Origin of the sequence: Streptomyces griseobrunneus (assembly GCF_046713465.1) — a bacterium.
Lineage (GTDB): Bacteria > Actinomycetota > Actinomycetes > Streptomycetales > Streptomycetaceae > Streptomyces > Streptomyces microflavus.
In genome coordinates this window covers 1,513,020-1,526,264 of record NZ_CP177080.1, presented here as the reverse complement: position 1 = coordinate 1,526,264, position 13,245 = coordinate 1,513,020, and the positions used below count along the sequence as shown (strand labels likewise).

The window sequence follows — 13,245 nt, the reverse complement described above, 5'->3', positions numbered from 1 at the left end:
CGCCCGCCGTTCCAGCGACACCGGGTTCGGCTTCGGGCCCCGTGGACGCGCACCGAGTGCGCGTCCACGGGGCCCGTCCGGCTTCCTCAGTCCAGCGATACGGGGTTCGGCTCCGCGTGCGGGGCGCACTCCGCGTCACCGGCCGGGGTCTCACCCGTCAGCAGGTACCGGCGCAGATGGCCGTCGACACAGGTGTTCCCGGCGCCGCCGATGCCGTGCGTCCCCGCGTCCCGCTCGGTCACGAGCACCGCGCCGCGCAGCCGCCGCTGGAGCTCCAGCGCCCCCTTGTACGGGGTCGCCGCGTCGCGTTCCGCCGCCAGGATGAGCACCGGGGGCAGTTCGCCCCACTCGGTGGAGACGTCCAGGGGCCGCTGCCGGGGCGCGGGCCAGAAGGCGCACGGCAGGTTGGTGAAGGCGTTGTCCCAGGTCTGGAACGGGGCGATGACCGCGAGGTCGGAGTGGTCGCGGTCCCACACCTCCCACTCCTCGGGCCAGGGCGCGTCGTTGCACTCGACGGCGGTGTAGACGGCCCGCGCGTTCTCGTCGTCCTTCGCCGTGATCGCGCGCGGCGACATCTGGGTGATCAGCGGCTCCGCGTTGCCCCGGACGTACTCGGAGAGGGCGGTCGCCCGCATCGCCCAGTAGTCGTCGTAGTACGCCGCCTCCCGGAACGCCGCGTGGAACTGCCCCGGCCCCACCTTCCCGCCCGCCGGCTCGGTGGCCAGCGCCGCGCGGACGTCGTCGTAGTGGCCCTGCACCGCCTCGGGCGTGGCGCCGAGACCGTAGACGTCGTGGTGCTCGGCGACCCAGCGCCGGAAGTCCTCCCAGCGGGACTCGAAGGCCAGCGACTGGTCGAGGTTGGAGCGGTACCAGATCTTCTCCGGGTCCGGGTCGACCGCCGAATCGAAGACCATCCGCCTTACGCGGGAGGGGAAGAGAGTCGCGTACAGGGAACCGAAGTACGTGCCGTACGAGGCACCCATGAAGGTCAGCCGCTCATCACCGAGCGCGGCCCGCAGCACCTCCAGGTCGCGGGCGTTGTTGAGCGAGGTGTAGTGGCGCAGCGCCTCGCCCGCGTTCCGCTCGCACCCCCGCACGTACGCCCGCGCCTCGGCGACGCGCTGCTCCTTGTACGCGGCCGTGGGGTGGGCGGGGGAGTCGGTGGGGCTCTTCGCGAACGCGGCGGGGTCCTGGCAGGAGAGCGGGGCCGAGGCGCCGACCCCGCGCGGGGCGTAGCCGACCATGTCGTACGCCGCGGCGACCTCCTTCCACTCCGACATCTCGCCCATCAGCGGGAAGGTGATGCTGGAGGCGCCGGGGCCGCCCGGGTTGTAGACGAACGAGCCCTGCCGGCCGGCCGCCGGGCCGGTGGCGAGGGTGCGGCTGACGGCCAGTTCGACGGCCGGGCCGTCCGGGCGGGCGTAGTCCAGGGGGACGCTGACGGTGCCGCACTTCAGGGTGTCCGGCAGCATCTCCTCCTCCGGGCACGCCCCGAAGGAGATCCCGGCCGCCGCGGCGCGGGCCGCGGCCACCGCAGTACCGCGCGCCTCGGCGGAGGCCGGATCACCGCCGTCCCAGGCGGTCGCCGGGGCGGCGGTGAGGGCGGACAGGACCAGGGAGCCGATCGTTGCGTACAGCGGTACTGCTCTCACGGCGGGACCTCTCTGCGGACGCGGAGAGGGGATGGTGGGGTGCGGGGCGGGTGAAGTACAGCACCGGGCGGGCGTGTTGCGGTGAATGACCCGGTTGCGCGCCCGCCGTTCCGGGCCCCGGCCTCAGGAACTGCTGCCGCAGCTGGATCCTCCCGAGCTCCCGCCGCAGCTGGATCCTCCCGAGCTCCCGCCGCAGCTGGAGCCGCCCGAGCTGCCCCCGCAGCTCGACCCCGAGCCGCCGCAGCCGGACCCTCCGCCACAGCTCGATCCGGACCCTCCGCCGCAGCCGGAGCCCGAGCCGCCGCCGGACGAGCCCCCGCAACTCGTGTGTCCGGGGCCCGCGTCGGCGCACCACACCGTCGTCGCCGCGAAGCCCGTCGCCGCTGCCGTACCTCCCACGTACCCCGGCGAGCGGCTCCCCGAGTAGCGGGAACGTGACCGCCCGGCCGACGCGTGCAGCCGGGCCGCCGCGATCAGCTGGGCCTGGAGCACGGGGTCGGGGAGTGCGCGCAGTCCCAGATTGGCCACGAGGTACGGCGGGGTCACCGTGCAGGCGTTGGCGGCCCGGAACGCCTGGGCGGCCCGGCGGCCCGCCCGGGTGATCCGGTTGGTGGCGGCCGCGGCCACGACGAGTCCGCTGATCCCGCCGAGCAGGATCGCGGGCAGCATCTTCAGGACGAAGGGGAACGGCATGTCGAAGGGGCTGTCGTGCGCCATGTACTGGAGGACCGTGAGCAGGATGGAGAGGGGCAGCGCGACGAAGCAGCTCACTCCCTGGACCAGCCCCCACCGCCGTACGGGACGGCTCGCGGCGGGCGGGACGAGCAGCCCGCGCTGCGCGAGCCCGTCACCGATCTCCTGCACCGCCGGGTGGCGCATCACCGCTTCCCGCACCATGTGCAGGGCGCCGCTCGGCGCGGTCGACAGCTCCTGGAACACGGCACGTTCCACCGGGTCGTTCGCATGTGGATGCCGTACGGAGATGATGCCGGGTCCGCCGATGAGCACCCGGCCGTCCGCGTACAGGGCGGTGAGCGCGGTGTCCACGACCCTGGCCGGGCCGCCGTTCAGGAACGCCGCCTCGTAGAGGTCGTGGACGGCGGGGGAGGGGCCGGCCGCCCGTCGGCCGGACCGGGAGGCGACCACCTTCGCGATGAGCAGCGCGGTGGAGAGGGCGACCCCGAGGGTCAGCAGCAGGGCGAGCGTGTTCATGACGGTCACTTCCCCACGAGGACGGCACGGGCCGCCCGGACGAGGCGGGCGGTCCGGCGCGGGGGCCGGGGGCCGGAGCGGTCCTCCCACCAGTGCGTCAGCCGGCGCTGCGCCACGGGATCGGCGAGGCCGCCCGAGATCAGGATCCGCTCCGCGAAGTCCAGGGCGTCGCGCCGGTAACCACCGCTCATCGGCCGGGCCCTGGCGTAGTCGAGGAACGCGGCACGGTAGCCGTCGCCGAGGATCTGCGGCAGCTCGGGCGCCACCTTGGAGACGACATCGGCACGCTTGGCGGCCAGTGCCCGGCTCTGCACCCGCAGCCGCCGGTGGTCGAAGCCCTCGGGGGCCGGGGTGCCCGCGACGAGCGAGGAGAGCAGCGCGGTCTGGGCGACAGCGGTACGGTCGCGGGCTCCGTGGGCGGCGGGCTTCCCCGCGGCTGCTCCGGCCCCACGCGAGTTGCCCGCACCTGAGGCCGGAGCAGCCGCCCGCAGCGTGACCCGGATCGTCTCCAGCTCGGCCGCCAGCTCCGCGCCGGGCGGGAAGGCGTCGTCGCGCTCCAGCAGCACACCCGGCGGGTCGACCCGGGAGCGGAGCTCGGCCAGCACGTCGAGGACCGGGGCGGTCACCGGGTGGGCGTGCGTGTCGTGCCAGACGCCGTCCTTCTCGACCCCGCCCGCCACATGGACGTACGCGATGGCCTCCACCGGCAGCTCGTCCAGCGCCTTCGCCGGGTCCTCGCCGCGGTTGACGTGGTTGGTGTGGAGGTTGGCGACGTCGATCAGCAGCCGCACCCCGGTCCGCTCGACCAGCTCCGCCAGGAACTGCCCCTCGGTCAGCTCCTCGTCCGGCCACGAGATCAGCGCCGCGATGTTCTCCAGGGCCAGCGGGACGGGCAGCGAGTCCTGGGCGATCCGCACGTTCTCGCAGAGCACCTCCAGCGCGTCCCAGGTGCGCGGCACCGGCAGCAGATGGCCGGCCTCCAGCCGCGGCGTGGCGGTCAGCGGCCCCCCGGCCCGTACGAACGCGATGTGCTCGGTCACCAGCGGCGTACCCAGCAGCTCGGCCCGCGCCGCGAGACCGGCGAGCCGCCCGGCGTCCGGGCGGTCCGCGCCGCCCAGGCCGAGCGAGACGCCGTGCGGCACGACCGTCACGCCCCGTTCCCTCAGGCGTACCAGGGACCCCGGGAGGTGGTCGGCGCAGAGGTTCTCCGCCACCGCCTCGACCCAGTCGATCCCCGTGAGCGCCTCCACCTCGGCCGCGATCTCCGGCCGCCAGCCGATTCCGATGCCCAGCTTCATGGTGTCCCCCTCCTCCGCTCCGTCCAGGGGTGATGGCCCCGCAGAGCGGCGGCGAACCCGAAGAGGGGGACGTTCAGAGGAGGATTTGAGGTTCCGGGCCCGCGGTCTCGTTACGGCATCGGCGGCATCGTCGGTGGTACCGGCCGCGAGGTGAACGACTGGTCGCCGGTCGGCGTCACCGGGACCGGAACCTGCGGCACCTGCCCGCCCTGCGGCATCGACGGTCCCGAGGGGCTGGCGGTGGACCCGCCGGCCGCCTCGCGCGCCAGGGCGTCGAAGTCGACGAAGCCGGTGCCCTCCAGCATGGTGATGTGGTCCAGCACGGTCTGGTTCGCGTCGCTCGCGAGCTGCCGGATCAGGGTGTTGCGGGTGGTGTGCCGGACCTGGCCTATCAGCCCGAAGACCTTGCCGTGGGCGGCCCGCAGGATGTTGGCGAACTTCCGCTCGTACTCGTCCCCGCTCGCCGCCGTCAGCTCCTGCAGCCATGCCTGCTGCTGCTCGGTCGGCTGGTTGGGCAGCTCCACCCCGAGCTTGGCGGCCACGTCCCGGGCCCGCCGGTCCAGGTCCGTGTGCCCGACGACCAGATGGTCCCCGGCGGCCTTCGTCGCCTCGCTGGGCGCCCGCTCGATCGCCTGCTGTCCGGCGGGCAGCTCCCACAGCCCGGCGAGCCGGACCTTGACCAGGAAGTCCCGGTCGGTGGCGGAGAGCGGGCCCCACTGGGTGGCGACGCTGGAGGCGTTCAGATTCGCCTCGCCGGTGCCGGAACGGTCCGCGTAGGACCAGACGGGGAAGGCGAGTGCGCCGAGTGTGGCGACCAGTGCCGCGATGATGAGGGCCGTTCCGTTTATGCGTCGCAACAAGGTGTCTCCCGGGACGAGGCGTGACAGCGTCGATCAGGCGTCAATCAACCGCCAACCGAGTCGCCGTGCAGGCTACTTGGCGGTAATGCCGATGGGGCAGTACCGGGAGGTACGTAGTCGGGCGCAGGAATGCTCAGCCGCGGGCGGACCTTTCCCGGCCGGGGAGAGCGTCGAGCTGATCGGCCAGATCGGCCAGGCCGTCGGCGTACAGGTCGAACCGGTCCGACGCGGTGGGCGGATCGCCGACGGGACGGGCGACATGGGCGGTACGCAGCCCGAGTGCCTGCGCCCCGCGCAGGTCCCAGGCGTGGGCGGCGACCATCAGCAGCCGCTCCGGCGGCAGCCCGGAGACCGTGACGGCCAGCCGGTAGACCTCCGGGTCCGGCTTGTAGGTCCGGGCGTCCTCGGCGGACAGGGCCTGGTGCCAGCGCAGTCCGGCGTGGGCGTTGAGCCCCAGCAGCGCCGTCCGGCTCGCGTTGGAGAGCCCGGCCAGGGGGAACCGCTCGGCGAGCCGGGCGAGCCCGGCCACGGTGTCGGACCACGGCGGAAGCCGACGGGCGGACAGGGCCAGTGCCGCCACGGCGGCCGGGTCGTCGACCCCGGCGGCCTCCCTGTCGAGGGCGTCACTGGCGAGATAGGGCCGGCCGCCGTCCAGGATGCGGCGCTGCTCGCGCTCGATGTGCTGCTGCCACAGCGACAGGAGCCGCTCATGGCCGAGGTCTCCCGGTCTCAGAGGTGGTGTGCGTTCACCGGCGGACGCGTACGCCCGGGAGAGGACAGAAACGCCGACCGCCCTCCACGGCGACGGTAGGCCCGGGAGCGATCTCCGTGAACCCCGCGTCGCGCACCACCGGCAGGCCGCTCGCCGTCAGTTCACGCCAGCGGTCGGGGGCCGCCGTGGCCACGGAGAGCGGGAACCCCGCCTCGCGCCAAGCCTTGCGCTCGGTGTCGGACAGCTCCCACCAGGCGAGCTGGGCGCCGTGGCCGACCTGCGCCATGGTCTTGCCCGCCGACATCTCCAGCTCCGGGTTGAGCCACAGCACCGGGCCCTCCGGGTCGGGGGCGGCGGGCGGCTCGGGGTCGTCCAGGTCGGTGCCGGACACCTGGAGCTTGGCGAGCTCCTTGGGCCAGCCGTCCAGGGGGATCGGCGGGTACACCCGTACCTCCGCGCTCCCGCCCGTCACCGTGATCCCGGGCAGTGCGGCCGCCTTGCGCCACTCCGCGCCGCGCGCCCGGCGCACCACCTTGCGGATCCGGGCGTCCTCCCAGTCCCGCATCGCGCCCGCCCACTCGCCCTCACCGGTGGACCGCTCGTCGGAGAGGATCGTCAGCACCGCGCGGGCGGCGGTGCGCAGGGCGTCCGTCCGGGCGGGCGGGTCCGTCTTCTCCAGGTGCACCACGAGCGGGAGCACGTACTGCGGGGCTTCGTCCCGGTCGGTCGGACCGCTGCGGAAGGGGCTCTGGGAGGTGTCGTCGCTGCTCACCGTCCCAGTCTGCCAGGCGGTGGCTGTCACCTTCTTGGCGGAACGGGCCGGTCCGGGCGAGGATGCTCCGCATGAAGAGCGATCTTTTTTCCAGCGAGCACCTGGCCCAGCCGGCCACTGCCCCCGGCATGACCCTGCAGAACTCCAAGTCGATCAAGTACGCCGTCAACGGGGAGATGCACGCCCGGCAGGGCTCGATGATCGCCTTCCGCGGCAACCTCCAGTTCGAGCGCAAGGGGCAGGGCCTCGGCGGCATGCTCAAGCGTGCGGTCACCGGCGAGGGCCTCGCGCTGATGGCGGTCCGGGGCCAGGGTGAGGCGTGGTTCGCGCACGAGGCCGCCAACTGTTTCATCGTGGAGATGGACCAGGGCGACCAGCTCACCATCAACGGCCGCAACGTCCTCTGTTTCGACGCCACCCTCTCGTACGAGATCAAGACGGTGAAGGGCGCCGGAATGGTCGGCGGCGGCCTCTTCAACAGCGTCTTCACGGGCTACGGCAAGCTCGGCCTGATGTGCGAGGGCACCCCGATCGTGATCCCGGTGACGGCCGCTCAGCCGGTGTACGTGGACACGGACGCGGTCGTCGGCTGGAGCCAGCAGCTCACGAGCACCCTGCACCGCTCCCAGAGCGTCGGCTCGATGGTGCGCGGCGGCTCGGGCGAGGCCGTGCAGCTGATGCTCCAGGGCGAGGGGTTCGTCATCGTGCGGCCGAGCGAGGCCAGGCCCGAGAAGACGTCGGGCTGACCCGGCCCGGCCGCCCGGCCCGGTTACGTAGGCTCGGGGGCATGGACGACGACGCCACGTACTGCGTGACTCCCGCAGCCGCCCCCGCAGCCTTGCCGTCCCCCGCGGACGCGGGGCCGCCGTTCGCGGAGTGCGTGCTCTGCCGCGAGCCGACGGAGTACCCCGAGTCCGCCAAGGGCGCCACGCTCTGCCCGGTCTGCGCCTGGCAGGAGGCGGGGCGTTCGGCCTGCTCCGGCTAGCGGTTGTTCCCATGGGTGACCGGGCGGGGAAACAGCGGGTATCGGCGGTTCAGGGCGTCGCGTAGACGCTCAGCCCTGACAGCTGCGCGGCGGGCCAAGCCGTGTTGGCCGTGATCTGCACGCGCAGATACCGCACCGGAGCCTGCGGGAACGTGATCGTGACCGCGTTCCCCGTCGCCGGGTCGAAGCGGCGGGCGGCCGAAGCGCTGAGCGCCGAGTAGGCCGAGCCGTCGGCCGACCCGGTCACCGTGAGCGTCTGGGTGCGGGCTTCCCAGGCGGTGACCGGCGGGAGCGTGAGCACCAGCCGGGTGACCGGCCGCACCGCGCCCAGGTCGACCTGGATCGACTGCGGCAGGGCCTGGTTGGCGCTCTCCCAGTAGCTGTGCGGGTCACCGTCGACCGCGTTGCCCGCCCCGTAGTGCTGGGTGTGGCTGGTGGCCGTCACCGGCTTGCGCAGCGCCAGGTCACCGGCCGGTGGCGGGTCGACGGGTCCGCCGGTGGTGGTCGGGGTGGGGCGTACGGGGGTGAGCGCCAGCTCCCCCTTGAGGAGCCGGCCGCCGTCCCCGGTGAGCCGCAGGTAGTAGTCCGAGGAGCAGGCGGTGCCGTCCTCGTCGAGGGCGCGGATACCGGATCCCACGGGCACCTGGTCGGCCCTCTCGGCGGTCTTGGCGATCTGGTTGCCCTCGTTGTACTCGTCGAACATCGAGACGTAGATGCCTTGCACGCCGATCCGCTTCATGTTGTAGAACTGCCGCCACATGAAGTCGCCGTGCGCCCGGTGTCCGGACTGGAGGTCACCGGGCAGCACGCACGGCTGGTAGTCGATGCCGTGGGCGTCGCACTCGGCCTGGTCGGGGGTGTTGACGTTGGCGTAGAAGTTGTCGGCGTCCGCGATGTCGGCGATCCGGCCGACCATCCAGGGCGAGATCATGTCGAAGGCGTGGTAGACGCCGAGGTAGCCGGGCCGGGAGTCCTCCACCCCGCGCCGCCAGTGGGTCGGCACCCCGCCCATCACGTAACAGCCCTGGTCCTTGAACCAGTTGACGACGTCCAGGCACACCTCGGCGGACCACGCCTTGTTCGGTTCGTTGAAGCCGAACCCCCAGATGCCGACGACCGGCTTGCCGTTCTGCCGGGCGTAGGCGGGGGAGGCGGTGAGCGCCCGCATCTTCGCGGTCCAGTCCGCCTTCATCTCCGGCTGCATGTTCGTCCAGGCGGTCGCGTCGTACATGACGTAGAACTTCCGCCCGTACCGCTCGGCCGCGTCGCGGACCTTGACGGCCATGGCGTCGCGGGTCGCGCCCTCGCCGCCGTTGGGGTTGAAGCGCTGGAGGGCGGCGGTGTCGATGCCGTACTCGCGCATCCAGGAGAAGTGGGTGTCGACCGTCTGCTGGTCGTAGGAGGAGAACAGGGTCGCGGGCTGCCCGTTGCCGAGGGCGGGGTAGGCCGTGCGATAGGTACGGGTGTACTCGCGCACGTCGGGCCAGCTCACGATGGCCGTGTTGGAAGGCGACGGGGACTGGCCCCAGTTGTGCGACCAGTGCCACCAGCCGTCGATCGGCGCGCCGTCACCGGAACACGCGAACCAGCCCTGGTACCCGACGGTGATCTTGCCGACGACGTCCCCGGGCGGGGACGCGGCGGCCGCGGCCCGCGGAACGGGCCCGGCCTGCGCGGCCGACGGGATGAGACCGGCGGCCAGGGAGCCGGTCCCGGCGAGCGCGGTGGCGATGATGGTCCGTCTGGAAAGTTCCACGGAGACTTCCTTCGGGTGCGGGGAGCGGCTGTGGCGGGTGCGGCCCGGCGAGGGGTGTGAGTGTCGTGTACACAACCGTGATGTCGGCAGCAGGCTAGAAGCCGCCCCGCAGGAAGTCTATGAGTCTGCGCAAGAATCAAAGATTCATGAGCAAAAAAGAGTTGTCGAGAGGCTGAGTTCGGCCTGGTCCAGGAGCAACTGGGCCTCTCCGCCTCCGTGCTGACCAAGCACGTCACGGTGCTGATGGACGCGGGCTACGTCGAGCAGCGCAAGGCCGTCCGGGATGCCCGGCAGCGCGTGTGGCTCCGCCTGACCCGGCGGCCTGATCGAGCTGTCACCGAAGGGCGACGCTCACGCCCCGCTCCTCGAAGATCTCCAGGAGCAGGTCGAAGAGCGTGACCTCGCGCGCTCCCGAGTGCACACGCTCTCCCAGCCGTGCCCTGGCCCGGACCGAGGAATCCCAGTGCACGGTGCACGGCGTGCTGGCACCCCAGCCGCCCCTCAGACAGTCGTCCAGAGCGTCGAGGTTCCAGCCGAAGTATCCGCCGGGGCCGTTGACGGCTTCACCGATCGCGCAGTAGAAGCTGTCCCGGTCGACGATGTGCCGACCGTCCAAGGTGAACACCTGGCCCGCAGGAGCGTCGGCCTTTCCCCGGCGGCGGTACTCCCGGGACCACAGCGCCACCGACAGCCACGCGTGTCTGTCCTCGGGGGTGAGCTCGTGCCACATGCCGGTGTGGTTCAGCCGGCCCGCGCGGATCAGGTCCCATACGCGTTCCGCCCCGGCCAAGGCGTTCTCGCACCACAGGGTCACCGTGAGGTCGACGAGGCCGCCCCCGCAGGCGGAGGGCTCGACGCCGATGACGGTGACGTCATTGACGAAGTAGGACCCCATGGTGGCTCCGTCACCGTCGAGGAGCTCGAACCAGGCGTTCCCCGCCAGGGCGCGACGACTGCCGACGCGTCCCACGCTCTTCAGCAGGCCGCCCAGCGGGAGGCAGCCCTTGAGGCGCACCCGGCGTGCTCCCTCTTCGTCCGGCAGCGGCGTGAAGAACCCCTCCGCCCCGCGGGCGGAGTCCCAGAAGTCGGCCTTGTCCTCATCCGAGGTCAGCGCGAACTTCCGTCCCTGACCGCCCCGCCCCGATGGTCGCATCAAAGCGCTGATCCTACCGGTGCCCCGGTGACCGCCCGGGCCGGTCACTCCGGCCAGCTGGAGCCCTTGATGACCTCCACGAAGTCGCCCCGCTCGAAGCCGGGGACGTAGTGCGCGAGCACATCCGCCTTGACGTTGCCGAAGGTCGTCCCCGGCCGGTCCCGGATGCCCTCGGTGAACGCGGCGAGGATCCCGTTCTTGAAGTCCGGGCGCGGATGCGCCGCGACCACGGCCGCGCGCTGCTCGTCGGTGACGGCGTCGTAGCCGATGCCCAGGACGTCCAGCTCCACGCCCCGGGTCACCAGGGCCACCTCGGGCGCCATGTGCAGCGGGATCTCCGGCGTGGTGTGCAGGGCGATGGCCGTCCAGACCCGGTCGGCCGGGTCACCGGTGATGCCGTGCGTCCTCAGGAAGCGGCGGGCCTCGTCCGCGCCGTCGATCTCGAAGCGCTGGTCCGTACGGCGGAAGCGCCCGGTCAGGCCCAGGTCGTGGAACATCGCGCCCACGTAGAGGAGTTCGGGATCGAAGTCCAGGCCCTGTTCCCGGCCGCGGAGCGCTCCGAAGAGGAACACCCGCCGGGAGTGGTCGAAGACCAGCGGCGTGGCGGCCTCGCGCACCAGCTCGGTCGCTTCCCTGGCCAGGGCGCTGTCGGGGATCCGTACGCCTGCGATCGTTCCGCTCGTGACGCTCATGATGGGGCCTCTCCGTGCTCCGTCGATGGCTGGGGTGCCTGTGGTGCCTATGGCGTTTGTGCGCCTGGTACCAGCCTCGCGCGCTCACGTACGCTGGGCCATGTCCATTCGGCCGAGAGAACCACGGATCCGGACATGACCCGACGCGTCGTCTTCCTCGTCTTCGACGGGGTGACCCTGCTCGACGTCAGCGGCCCCGCAGAGGTGCTGCACCAGGCGGCCCGGCTCGGCCACCCCTACGAACTGCTGCTCGTCTCCCCGTACGGCGGCGATGTGACGACGGCCTCCGGGATGGTGCTGGGCGGGACGGTCGCCCCCGCCGACGCCGGGCCGCTCCACACGCTCGTGGTCGCCGGCGGGGACCGACTGGCCGGACCGCCCCCGGACGCGGAGCTGCTGGCGGCGGCCGAGGAGCTCACCGGGCGGGCGGAGCGCGTGGCGTCCGTCTGCACCGGCGCCTTCGTCCTGGCCGCGCTCGGGCTGCTCGACGGACGCCGGGCGGCCACCCACTGGCGGCACGCCCCCACGCTCGCCCACCGCTTCCCCCGCGTGCACGTCGAACCCGACGCCCTCTACGTACGCGACGGCCGTTACGTCACCTCCGCCGGCATCAGCGCGGGCATCGACCTGGCCCTCGGCCTGGTGGAGGACGACCACGGGCCGGACGTCGCCCGGTCCATCGCCCGTGAGCTGGTGGTGTTCCTGCAGCGCCCCGGCGGGCAGTCGCAGTTCTCCACGGCCGTCAGTACGCCACCGGCCCGCAGCGACCTGCTCCGACCGCTGATGGCCGCCGTGGTCGCCGACCCCTCCGGCGACCACAGCCTGTCCGCCCTGGCCGCGTCCGCCGCGCTCAGCACCCGGCAGCTGGCCCGGCTGTTCCGGAGCGAGCTGGACACCACGCCCGCCCGCTGGGTCGAACGCGTCCGCCTCGACCGCGCCCAGCAGCTCCTCCTCGACGGACACAGCATCACCTCGGCGGCGCTCCACAGCGGTCTCGGCAGCGACGAGAGCCTCCGCCGCGCCTTCGCCCGCCACCTGGGGACCACGCCGAGCGAGTACCGCAGACGGTTCACCACGACGCGCGCCACGGCGAAACCCCCCGCCTGAAGCGGCCGGCCCCGTCAACCCTCCATCAGCCCCGTCAACCCTCCATCAGCTCCGACACCTTCACGAAGCGGTAGCCCCGCTTCCGCAGCTCCGGAACGATTCTGCCGATCGCCTCCCCGGTGACCGGCGCCGCGCTGCGCGTGCAGTGCATCACCACCAGCGACCCCGGCCGCACCCCGTCCAGCACCTGTTCGGCCACCGCCCCCGCATCCGTCGCGAACGCGTCGCCGCTCACCACGTCCCACTGCACCGCCGTCACGTTCGCCGCGGTCAGTGCGCGCAGGGCCGCATCGTCGTAGCAGCCGCCGGGGAAGCGGAAGTACGGCACCACATTCCGTACGCCGGCCTGCCGGAACGCCGAGAAGGCCCGCTCCACGTCGCGGGCCATGGCGCCCTTCTCGACCACCGGCAGGCCGTAGCAGTCGGCGGTGAAGGCGTAGTGGCTGTACGAGTGGTTGGCGACCTCGAACAGGCCGTCCGTGCCGATGTCCTTCGCCTGCGCCGGGTACTCCTCCGCCCAGCGCCCGGTCATGAAGACGGTCGAGGGCACCTTCAGCCGCCGCAGCAGCGCGATCAGCTCCGGGTTGTCGAAGCGCTCACCCGCCTTCGCCCGGGGGCCCTGATCGGCCGTCATGTCCGCGTCGAAGGTGAGCGCCACGACCTTCTCCGCCGACCCGGCGGCCGCCTGCCCACCCGCCGCCGCGCCGCCCTCCGCGCGCTCGTCCTCCGTGCCGCCGCCCGCCGCGCCCCCGCCCGCCGGCCTCCGCTCGAAGACCGGGGTGCGCCCCGCCGGACCGGGAGCCATCGTCGGCGGTTTCTTCGGGGCGGGGGAGGCGGGAGCGGGAGCCGCAGGGGAAGGAGTGGATACGGGGGTGGGTGCGGGGGAGACGCCCTCGCACCCGGCCAGCGCGCCGCCGAGCAGCACCCCCGCGACCGTCAGTGTCGTCATCTTCCGTGCAGTAATGATCACTCACGGAAAATATCCGACAATCATCCCATATTGTCCCTACGGCGCTCCGGTGAGGCTCCCTGCTCCCTCGGCTCCC

Annotated in this window: 12 protein-coding genes and 2 pseudogenes; 4 read left to right on the top strand and 10 right to left on the bottom strand. The window is 72.6% G+C overall.

The genetic code is table 11. The features are described 5' to 3' along the window. Positions 1–86: 86 nt before the first annotated feature. The 6 genes and pseudogenes from ACK8N7_RS06820 to ACK8N7_RS06795 form a co-directional block, all read right to left on the bottom strand. The gene (locus ACK8N7_RS06820) at positions 87–1,652 is read right to left on the bottom strand and encodes an alpha/beta hydrolase (protein WP_500441477.1); all 1,566 of its coding nucleotides are present in this window, start codon (positions 1,650–1,652) and stop codon (positions 87–89) included. A 123-nt stretch (positions 1,653–1,775) separates the two neighbouring features. Further along, positions 1,776–2,864 (bottom strand): TIGR04222 domain-containing membrane protein, encoded by a 1,089-nt coding sequence (locus ACK8N7_RS06815; RefSeq protein WP_500441475.1) that lies wholly within the window; start codon positions 2,862–2,864, stop codon positions 1,776–1,778. A gap of 5 nt (positions 2,865–2,869) precedes the next feature. Next, a complete protein-coding gene (locus tag ACK8N7_RS06810; RefSeq protein ID WP_500441473.1) occupies positions 2,870–4,162 on the bottom strand; it encodes an MbnB/TglH/ChrH family RiPP precursor modification enzyme in 1,293 nt (430 codons plus the stop codon). Between the two features lie 110 nt (positions 4,163–4,272). Further along, positions 4,273–5,019: a DUF4142 domain-containing protein gene (locus tag ACK8N7_RS06805; RefSeq protein WP_403211634.1), complete on the bottom strand. Its 747-nt coding sequence runs from the start codon at positions 5,017–5,019 to the stop codon at positions 4,273–4,275. Positions 5,020–5,155: 136 nt separating this feature from the next. After that, positions 5,156–5,782: pseudogene (locus tag ACK8N7_RS06800) on the bottom strand (haloacid dehalogenase type II); the annotation flags it as partial. Then, positions 5,769–6,506, bottom strand: coding sequence for a peptidyl-tRNA hydrolase (locus ACK8N7_RS06795; protein WP_500441471.1), 738 nt, complete (start codon positions 6,504–6,506; stop codon positions 5,769–5,771). The gene ACK8N7_RS06795 and the pseudogene ACK8N7_RS06800, both read right to left, overlap by 14 nt. 71 nt (positions 6,507–6,577) lie before the next feature. Here ACK8N7_RS06795 and ACK8N7_RS06790 point away from each other — a divergent pair, with 71 nt between their 5' ends. Both ACK8N7_RS06790 and ACK8N7_RS06785 read left to right on the top strand, forming a co-directional pair. Further along, a complete protein-coding gene (locus tag ACK8N7_RS06790) occupies positions 6,578–7,252 on the top strand; it encodes an AIM24 family protein (RefSeq protein ID WP_403211409.1) in 675 nt (224 codons plus the stop codon). Between the two features lie 41 nt (positions 7,253–7,293). Further along, a complete protein-coding gene (locus tag ACK8N7_RS06785) occupies positions 7,294–7,491 on the top strand; it encodes a hypothetical protein (protein WP_356414552.1) in 198 nt (65 codons plus the stop codon). Between the two features lie 49 nt (positions 7,492–7,540). Here the strand turns inward: ACK8N7_RS06785 and ACK8N7_RS06780 are convergent, their stop codons facing one another. Further along, a complete protein-coding gene (locus tag ACK8N7_RS06780) occupies positions 7,541–9,247 on the bottom strand; it encodes a glycoside hydrolase family 99 protein (RefSeq protein WP_500441468.1) in 1,707 nt (568 codons plus the stop codon). 177 nt (positions 9,248–9,424) lie between these two features. Here ACK8N7_RS06780 and ACK8N7_RS06775 point away from each other — a divergent pair. After that, a pseudogene (locus ACK8N7_RS06775) lies at positions 9,425–9,646 on the top strand (transcriptional regulator); the annotation flags it as partial. Here the strand turns inward: ACK8N7_RS06775 and ACK8N7_RS06770 are convergent. Both ACK8N7_RS06770 and ACK8N7_RS06765 read right to left on the bottom strand, forming a co-directional pair. Next, positions 9,582–10,400, bottom strand: a complete 819-nt coding sequence (locus ACK8N7_RS06770) for a barstar family protein (RefSeq protein WP_500441466.1) — start codon at positions 10,398–10,400, stop codon at positions 9,582–9,584. The pseudogene ACK8N7_RS06775 and the gene ACK8N7_RS06770 sit on opposite strands and share 65 nt — an antisense overlap. Before the next feature lie 44 nt (positions 10,401–10,444). Continuing rightward, complete coding sequence (locus ACK8N7_RS06765; protein WP_403211400.1) at positions 10,445–11,092, bottom strand: HD domain-containing protein; 648 nt, start codon at positions 11,090–11,092, stop codon at positions 10,445–10,447. 135 nt (positions 11,093–11,227) lie between these two features. Between ACK8N7_RS06765 and ACK8N7_RS06760 the strand changes: the two genes are divergently transcribed. After that, positions 11,228–12,199 carry a GlxA family transcriptional regulator gene (locus tag ACK8N7_RS06760; RefSeq protein WP_403211398.1) on the top strand — a complete coding sequence of 324 codons (972 nt, stop codon included), beginning with the start codon at positions 11,228–11,230 and terminating at the stop codon, positions 12,197–12,199. A 34-nt stretch (positions 12,200–12,233) separates the two neighbouring features. Here the strand turns inward: ACK8N7_RS06760 and ACK8N7_RS06755 are convergent, their stop codons facing one another. Then, entirely contained in the window at positions 12,234–13,148 is a 915-nt protein-coding gene (locus ACK8N7_RS06755) for a polysaccharide deacetylase family protein (RefSeq protein WP_403211396.1), read from the bottom strand. Positions 13,149–13,245 lie beyond the last annotated feature (97 nt).